The organism is Janibacter sp. CFPM2_SD2, assembly GCF_057364645.1.
Map to the genome: position 1 here is coordinate 1 of NZ_JBNFOF010000176.1, position 6,468 is coordinate 6,468.

At 70.0% G+C, this 6,468-nt stretch carries 7 protein-coding genes and 2 pseudogenes; 4 read left to right on the forward strand and 5 right to left on the reverse strand.

Going from position 1 to position 6,468, the window contains the following annotated elements; genetic code table 11:
* Positions 1–268: pseudogene (locus AC2W7J_RS14295) on the reverse strand (PucR family transcriptional regulator); the annotation flags it as partial.
* A gap of 106 nt (positions 269–374) precedes the next feature.
* On the opposite strand from AC2W7J_RS14295, the gene AC2W7J_RS14300 reads away from it, so the two are divergent.
* Positions 375–1,487 (forward strand): ferredoxin reductase, encoded by a 1,113-nt coding sequence (locus tag AC2W7J_RS14300; protein ID WP_485983191.1) that lies wholly within the window; start codon positions 375–377, stop codon positions 1,485–1,487.
* A 2-nt stretch (positions 1,488–1,489) separates the two neighbouring features.
* A complete protein-coding gene (locus tag AC2W7J_RS14305; protein ID WP_485983193.1) occupies positions 1,490–2,734 on the forward strand; it encodes a fatty acid desaturase family protein in 1,245 nt (414 codons plus the stop codon).
* An 84-nt stretch (positions 2,735–2,818) separates the two neighbouring features.
* Here AC2W7J_RS14305 and galE read toward each other — a convergent pair whose 3' ends face one another.
* From galE to AC2W7J_RS14325, 4 genes and pseudogenes are all read right to left on the reverse strand, one after another.
* Positions 2,819–3,835, reverse strand: coding sequence for a UDP-glucose 4-epimerase GalE (gene galE, locus AC2W7J_RS14310; RefSeq protein ID WP_485983195.1), 1,017 nt, complete (start codon positions 3,833–3,835; stop codon positions 2,819–2,821).
* Between the two features lie 46 nt (positions 3,836–3,881).
* Positions 3,882–4,181, reverse strand: a complete 300-nt coding sequence (gene rsrA / locus AC2W7J_RS14315; RefSeq protein ID WP_485983197.1) for a mycothiol system anti-sigma-R factor — start codon at positions 4,179–4,181, stop codon at positions 3,882–3,884.
* A pseudogene (locus tag AC2W7J_RS14320) lies at positions 4,178–4,827 on the reverse strand (sigma-70 family RNA polymerase sigma factor). The gene rsrA and the pseudogene AC2W7J_RS14320 overlap by 4 nt, the downstream one beginning before the upstream one ends.
* A 357-nt stretch (positions 4,828–5,184) precedes the next feature.
* Complete coding sequence (locus tag AC2W7J_RS14325) at positions 5,185–5,259, reverse strand: 50S ribosomal protein bL37 (RefSeq protein WP_370543570.1); 75 nt, start codon at positions 5,257–5,259, stop codon at positions 5,185–5,187.
* Between the two features lie 129 nt (positions 5,260–5,388).
* Between AC2W7J_RS14325 and AC2W7J_RS14330 the strand changes: the two genes are divergently transcribed.
* Entirely contained in the window at positions 5,389–5,607 is a 219-nt protein-coding gene (locus AC2W7J_RS14330; RefSeq protein WP_427802042.1) for a hypothetical protein, read from the forward strand.
* A 125-nt stretch (positions 5,608–5,732) separates the two neighbouring features.
* Positions 5,733–6,468, forward strand: a 736-nt coding sequence (locus tag AC2W7J_RS14335) for a hypothetical protein (RefSeq protein WP_485983199.1), incomplete at its 3' end; no start/stop codon positions are given.

Below are 6,468 nucleotides of genomic sequence, written 5' to 3' on the forward strand. Positions count from 1 at the left end.
CGCCCCACCCCCGACGGGGAGCCCCCTGCGGCGCGGCGCCGGCGGCGAGGGTGACGAAGCTCGCGAGCGAGACCTGCACGGCCCGCTCGATGATCTTGCCCATCCGGCCCTGGAAGGGCACGTCGTAGGCCGGCACCTGGTGCATGACCTCGGCGACGACGACCGACGCCACCCGCGGCAGCTGCGCACGAAGGGCGGCGACCGTCGCCTCGTCGAGCACGAGCCCCGCCGCCTGCCGGGCCGTGCGCCCGGACTCACCTGCTGCCACTGCCGCTCCCTTCGCCACCCCTTTATCCCGAGCGAACAAACGGGTGCCACGAACCCTACTCGTGAAGGACAGCAGGAGCGAGGGGTTGAGGCGGGAGGATGGAGGCATGACAGCTACAGCGTCCCGTCCCCGCCCCGCGGGCAGCGCACGCTCGCTCCGTGACGCCGCCGTTCGCATCGCGCACAGCCTGGCGACGCCGATCGTGCCGGACGACTACCTCGACCTCTTCGCCCCCCTTCGCTCCGGGGCCGACCTGCGCGGTCGGATCGTGGCGATCACGCCCGAGACCCGCGACGCCGCGACGATCACGATCCGCCCCGGCCGCGACTGGCAGGGCCACGCGCCCGGCCAGTACATCCGCGTCGGCGTCGACGTCGACGGCGTGCGCCACTGGCGCGCCTACTCCCTGACGTCCGACACGAGCGCCCGCGACGGCCTGATCTCGATCACCGTCAAGGCGATGCCCGACGGCCTCGTCTCGCAGCACCTCGTGCACCACGCCCGGCCCGGCGCGATCATCCAGATCGACCAGGCGAGCGGCGACTTCGTCCTGCCGCAGTCGGTGCCGGCCAAGGTCCTCTTCCTCACCGGCGGCTCCGGCATCACGCCGGTCATGGGCATGCTGCGCAACCACGACTTCGACGGTCTCGACGTCGTCCACGCGCACTCCGCGCCGACGGCCGATGACGTGATCTTCGCCCGTGAGCTCGCCGACGCCCCGACCGGCGTGCGGGCCATCGTCCGGCACACCGACGACGAGGGCATGTTCACGCCCGACCAGCTCGACGAGGTCGTCCCCGACTGGCGCGAGCGCGAGACGTGGATCTGCGGCCCGACCCCGATGCTCGACGCCTTCGAGGAGCACTACGCGGCGCACGGCCACACCGAGCTGCTGCACGTGGAGCGCTTCCGCCCGAGCGTCGTCGAGGCGGGCGAAGGGGGGACCGCCTCCCTTCGCGTGGGGTCGGACACGACCACGCTCGACCTCGACGGCGGCACGACGATCCTCGACGCGGCCGAGGACGCCGGCGTCCTCATGCCGAGCGGCTGCCGGATGGGCATCTGCTTCGGCTGCGTGCTGCCCATGACCGACGGCTCCGTGCGCGACCTGCGCACCGGCGAGCTGACCACGACCACTCCCGACGACCCGGCGGTCAAGGTGCAGACCTGCATCTCCGCCGTCGCCGGCGCCTGCACGATCGAGACCCAGGAGAAGTGACCATGACCGCAACTCTCGAGCGCCCCACCCGCACCCCCGACGCCCGGATCACCGGCGGCCGCTCCGACGTCGTCCACACCCGGGTCAACGCGACCGACGACCCGATCGCGCACCTGACCCCCGACGACATCGAGGACATCGGCCGCGAGCTCGACGCGATCCGCGCGTCGGTCATGGACGACCTCGGCGAGGCCGACGCCCGCTACATCCGTCGGATGATCACGACGCAGCGCTACCTCGAGATGGGCTCCCGCGCGGTCCTGCTCTTCAGCGGCAACCCGATCGCCTGGGTCGCCGGGACCGCCGGGCTGAGCGTCGCCAAGATCCTCGACAACATGGAGATCGGGCACAACATCATCCACGGCCAGTGGGACTGGATGCGCGACCCGAAGATCCACTCCTCGGTGTGGGAGTGGGACAACGTCACCCCGGCCGCGCACTGGAAGAACAGCCACAACAAGGTGCACCACACCTACACCAACGTCGTCGGCCACGACAACGACCTCGGCTACGGGATCATGCGGGTCGACGACGCGCAGAAGTGGTACCCCGGCTACCTGATCCAGCCGGTCACGCAGTTCATCAACGCGACCCTCTTCGAGTACGGCATCGCCGCCTACGACCTCGAGCTCGGCAAGAACTGGCCGACCCGCCACGACAACCCCCAGTGGCGCGCCGAGGCCAAGCAGGTCGTCAACAAGATCAAGAAGCAGGCCGCGAAGGACTACCTGCTCTTCCCGCTGCTCTCCGGGCCCAACTTCCTGTCGACCCTCGCGGCCAATGCCGTGTCCAACCTCGTGCGCAACTACTGGACGCACTCGGTCATCATGTGCGGCCACTTCCCGGCGGGCGTGCGCACCTTCACCAAGACCTCGATCGAGGGCGAGACCCGCGGCGAGTGGTACCTGCGCCAGATGCTCGGCTCCGCCAACATCTCCGGGTCGACGGCCATGCACGTCATGACCGGCAACCTCAGCTACCAGATCGAGCACCACCTCTTCCCCGACATGCCGAGCCGCCGCTACCAGGAGATCGCCCCGCAGATCCGGGCGCTCTTCGACAGGTACGACCTCGACTACGTCACCGGCCCCCTGCCCAAGCAGGTCGCCTCCGCGTGGAGCGAGATCATCCGCCTCTCCCTGCCCAACGACACCTCGCTGCGCCAGACGATCCAGATCCTGGCGACGAAGGGGATGAAGGGCCTCAAGGCGCGCGCCCGCGCCACCCGCTTCCGCCTGGCTGACTGAGCCCGTCGCCGATGTATCGAAGAAGGAACGCCCGCTCGAGCGGGCGTTCCTTCTTCGACAGGAGCGGGGTTGGGCCGAAGGAGGTCAGCCCGGGTAGCCCTGAGGGTTGGCCGACTGCCACCGCCAGGTGTCGGCGCACATGTCCTCGATGGTCCGGGTGGCCCGCCAGCCCAGCTCGGTCTCGGCCCGGGTCGGGTCGGCATAGACGGCGGCCAGATCTCCGGCGCGACGGCCCACGACCTCGTAGGGCACAGGGCGGCCGCTGCCGGCCTCGAAGGCCGCGACCATCTCGAGCACCGACGTGCCGCGGCCGGTGCCGAGGTTCCACTCGCGCACTGACACCTCCGGGTGCTCGTCGAGGTACGTCAGGGCCGCGACGTGGCCGGCGGCGAGGTCCTCGACGTGGATGTAGTCACGAAGGGGGGTCCCGTCCGGTGTCGGGTAGTCGGCACCGAAGACCTGGAGCCGCTCCCTTCGTCCGACCGCGACCTGCGCGACGAAGGGCATGAGGTTGTTGGGCACACCCTGTGGGTCCTCGCCGATCCGGCCCGAGGCGTGCGCGCCGACGGGGTTGAAGTAGCGCAGCAGCGCGACCTGCGCCGTGCCGGTGGCCGCCACGTCCCGCAAGATCTGCTCCTGCATGACCTTGGTCCAGCCGTATGGGTTGGTGGCGCTGGTCGGCAGCTCCTCCGGCATCGGGACCGTGGTCGTCTCGCCGTAGACCGTTGCGGAGGACGAGAAGACGAGACGCCGCACGTCGTGGCTCTCCATGGCTCGCAGGAGCGAAAAGGTCGAGCCGAGGTTGTTGTCGTAGTACTCGAGCGGGATCTCCCCGGACTCGCCGACGGCCTTGAGTCCGGCGAAGTGGATCACCGCGTCGAAGCCGCCGTCGGCGAAGAGCGCCGCCGTCTTGTCGACGTCGCGCAGGTCGAGGGCATGCGTCTCGACGTGCTCACCGGTCAACTCCTCGAGGCGTGGGATGACGCTCGGCCGGGAGTTGACGAAGCTGTCGACGACGACGGGCTGATGGCCGGCGGCGATGAGCTGGACGACGGTGTGGGAGCCGATGTAGCCGGCTCCGCCGGTGACGAGGACGCGCATGGGCGTCACTGTAATGACGCCGGTTGTGCCTGACCTGTGGGCCCCGTCAGCCCTCGGTCGAGATCTGACGCACCTGCGTGACCTCGCTCCACGACCCGTCGTCGCAGATCGTCGTGATGCGCTGCATGATCGTCGCCCGCAGCTGCGGGGGAGCCTGCTCCTGCGCGCACGAGCGGTGCACGACCTCGCGCAGGACCTGGTCGAGGTCGTGCTCGGCGAGGCAGGGGCTGCAGGAGGCCAGGTGGGCGGCGAAGTCGCGGGCGTCCTCGGCGGTCATCTCGCCGTCGACGTACTCCATCATCCGCAGCAGGGCCTGCGAGCAGTCCATGTGGTCGGGGTGGCTCATGCCTGCGTCCCCTTCGCGCTCGCCACGCCGCGCTCGGCGGCGTAGTCGCTCAGCTTTTCCCTCAGCTGCCGGCGGCCGCGGTGGAGGCGCGACATGACGGTGCCGATGGGCGTGCCCATGATCTCGGCGATCTCCTTGTAGGCGAATCCCTCGACGTCGGCGAGGTAGACCGCCATGCGGAAGTCGTCGGGCAGCTCTTGCAGCGCGCGCTTGACCTCGGTGTCGGGCATGCGGTCGAGCGCCTCGACCTCGGCCGAGCGCAGCCCACGGCTGGTGTGCTGCTCCGCCTTGTGCAGCTGGTAGTCCTCGACCTCGGGGGAGTCGGACTGCTTCGGCTCGCGCTGCTTCTTGCGATAGCTGTTGATGTAGGTGTTGGTGAGGATGCGGTACATCCACGCCTTGAGGTTGGTCCCCGGCCGTACTGGTGGAAGGCGGCGAAGGCCTTCGCGTAGGTCTCCTGGACCAGGTCCTCCGCGTCGGTGGGGTTGCGCGTGTTGCGCAGGGCGGCGGAGTACAGCTGGTCGAGCAGCGGCATCGCCTCGCGCTCAAATCGCGCGCGCCGCTGCTCGGTGGTCTCGGAGGCGACGTCGACGTCGGCATCGGCCTGCGCCTGGGCGGCCAGCTCGTCGGTCGTGGGTTCAGTCATCGCGCTCCACCCTAGCGGGGTGGCGGTGCGCTCTCCGGCGTGCAGTACGAGCACCTGGACTCCTGTCCTTCGCGGCATGTCTTCCCGCGGTCCAACAGCCCAACGCTCGTCCCCATTCCCGTCCCGGTGGCCGGGTCTGGGGGTACCGGGAGCGTCGCTCCAAGGGGTCTCCTGGAGTGCTATGCCGTTGCTCCGTACGACGAGCCAGGCCGTGCCCGCCGTACGGAGCAACGGCGTATGCGGGGCCGCGCCCCGGCGGCCTCGCGCCTCGACCAGCGGGTGGTGGCGACCAGCGGAGACACGCGAAGGGGGCCGCGCCGGTGATCCGGTGCGGTCCCCTTCGGGGTGGTGCAGTGCTCAGCTGTTGGGCTTCTTGCCGTGGTTGGCGGCCTTGCCCTTGCGGGAGCGACGCTTGCGGGCGCGCTTGCTCATGGTGACTCCTTGACGGTGGTGTCCCACCGGAGCGGGACTCAGAACAACGCGCCATTCTGTCACACGCGCGCGTGTGAACTCAGTCGTGGTGGTTCCGTCGGACCCCGCTCAGGTGGCATAATCGACCACGTGAAGAAGATCACTGTGATGCTCGGCGCCGCCACGATGGCCCTGTCCCTCGCCGGCTTCCTCGGCTTCCGTGCCGCCAACTACGAGTGGGCGGGCACCACCGGGGACAACTGGGAGTGGGCCAAGACCTCCGCCAACTTCGAGTGGGCGGGCGGCAATGCTGACAACTGGGAGTGGGCGGCGCCTGACGCCGGCAGCACCCACCTCGGCGACGCCTGAGCCAGACGCCTGGGTCGACCCCTGACCGGTCGACCAACGCATACGTCGCAGGAGTAGCAGCTGCGGCGCTGGTCGCGACGCTCGCGACCACTCTCGTTGCCGGACTTCCTCATCACTTCACTTGGGTGGCCGCCACCGTCGTCGTGGCCTGCCTCAGCACCATCGGCCGCGCGCAGGCACTGGGGCCGATGCAGGTCTCCGTCGCTCCCATCGTGCAGATGGGAGCGATCCCCCTCACCGGACCCGTCGGCGCGATCCTCGTGGCGCTCGTCCCGTTGGCCTTCGACCGCGCTGAACTCGTCAAGCGCGTCTTCAACGCCGGGCAGCGCGTTCTCATCGTCGTTGCCAGCTCCGCGGCCTACGCCGCCGCTGGTGGGACTCAGCTCGGGACCGACGAGTTCGTCGACCCGGTGGGACTGGCCCTCCAGATGGGCGCCGCCGCGGTCGCGGCGAGTCTGACCAACGCGATCCTCCTCGCCGTCGTCATCCAGCTCAGCTCCGACGGCTCGCTGCGCGCCATCGTCGCCGACCTCGTGCCGCAGGTCGTCTCCTCGTACTCCAGCTACGCGCTCGCGGCCTACCTCTTCGTCGTCCTCTGGGCCCCGGCCGGCCTCGGGCTGGCGTCGGCGGTCCTCTTCCTCCCGGCGATCCTCGTCATCCAGTGGGGTCTGCACACCCACGCCCGCGAGTGGTCGACGCGGCACTCGCTGCTCACCCCCTTCGTCGAAGCAGTCGACCTGCGCCACCCCGGCGCCGCCGAGGAGACCCGGCTCGTCACGGGGGCGGCGACTGCCGTGGCCACCGCATCGGGCTCGGGCCCGCCGCAGGTCGGACGAGGTCGCGACGGCCGCCCGCCTGCCG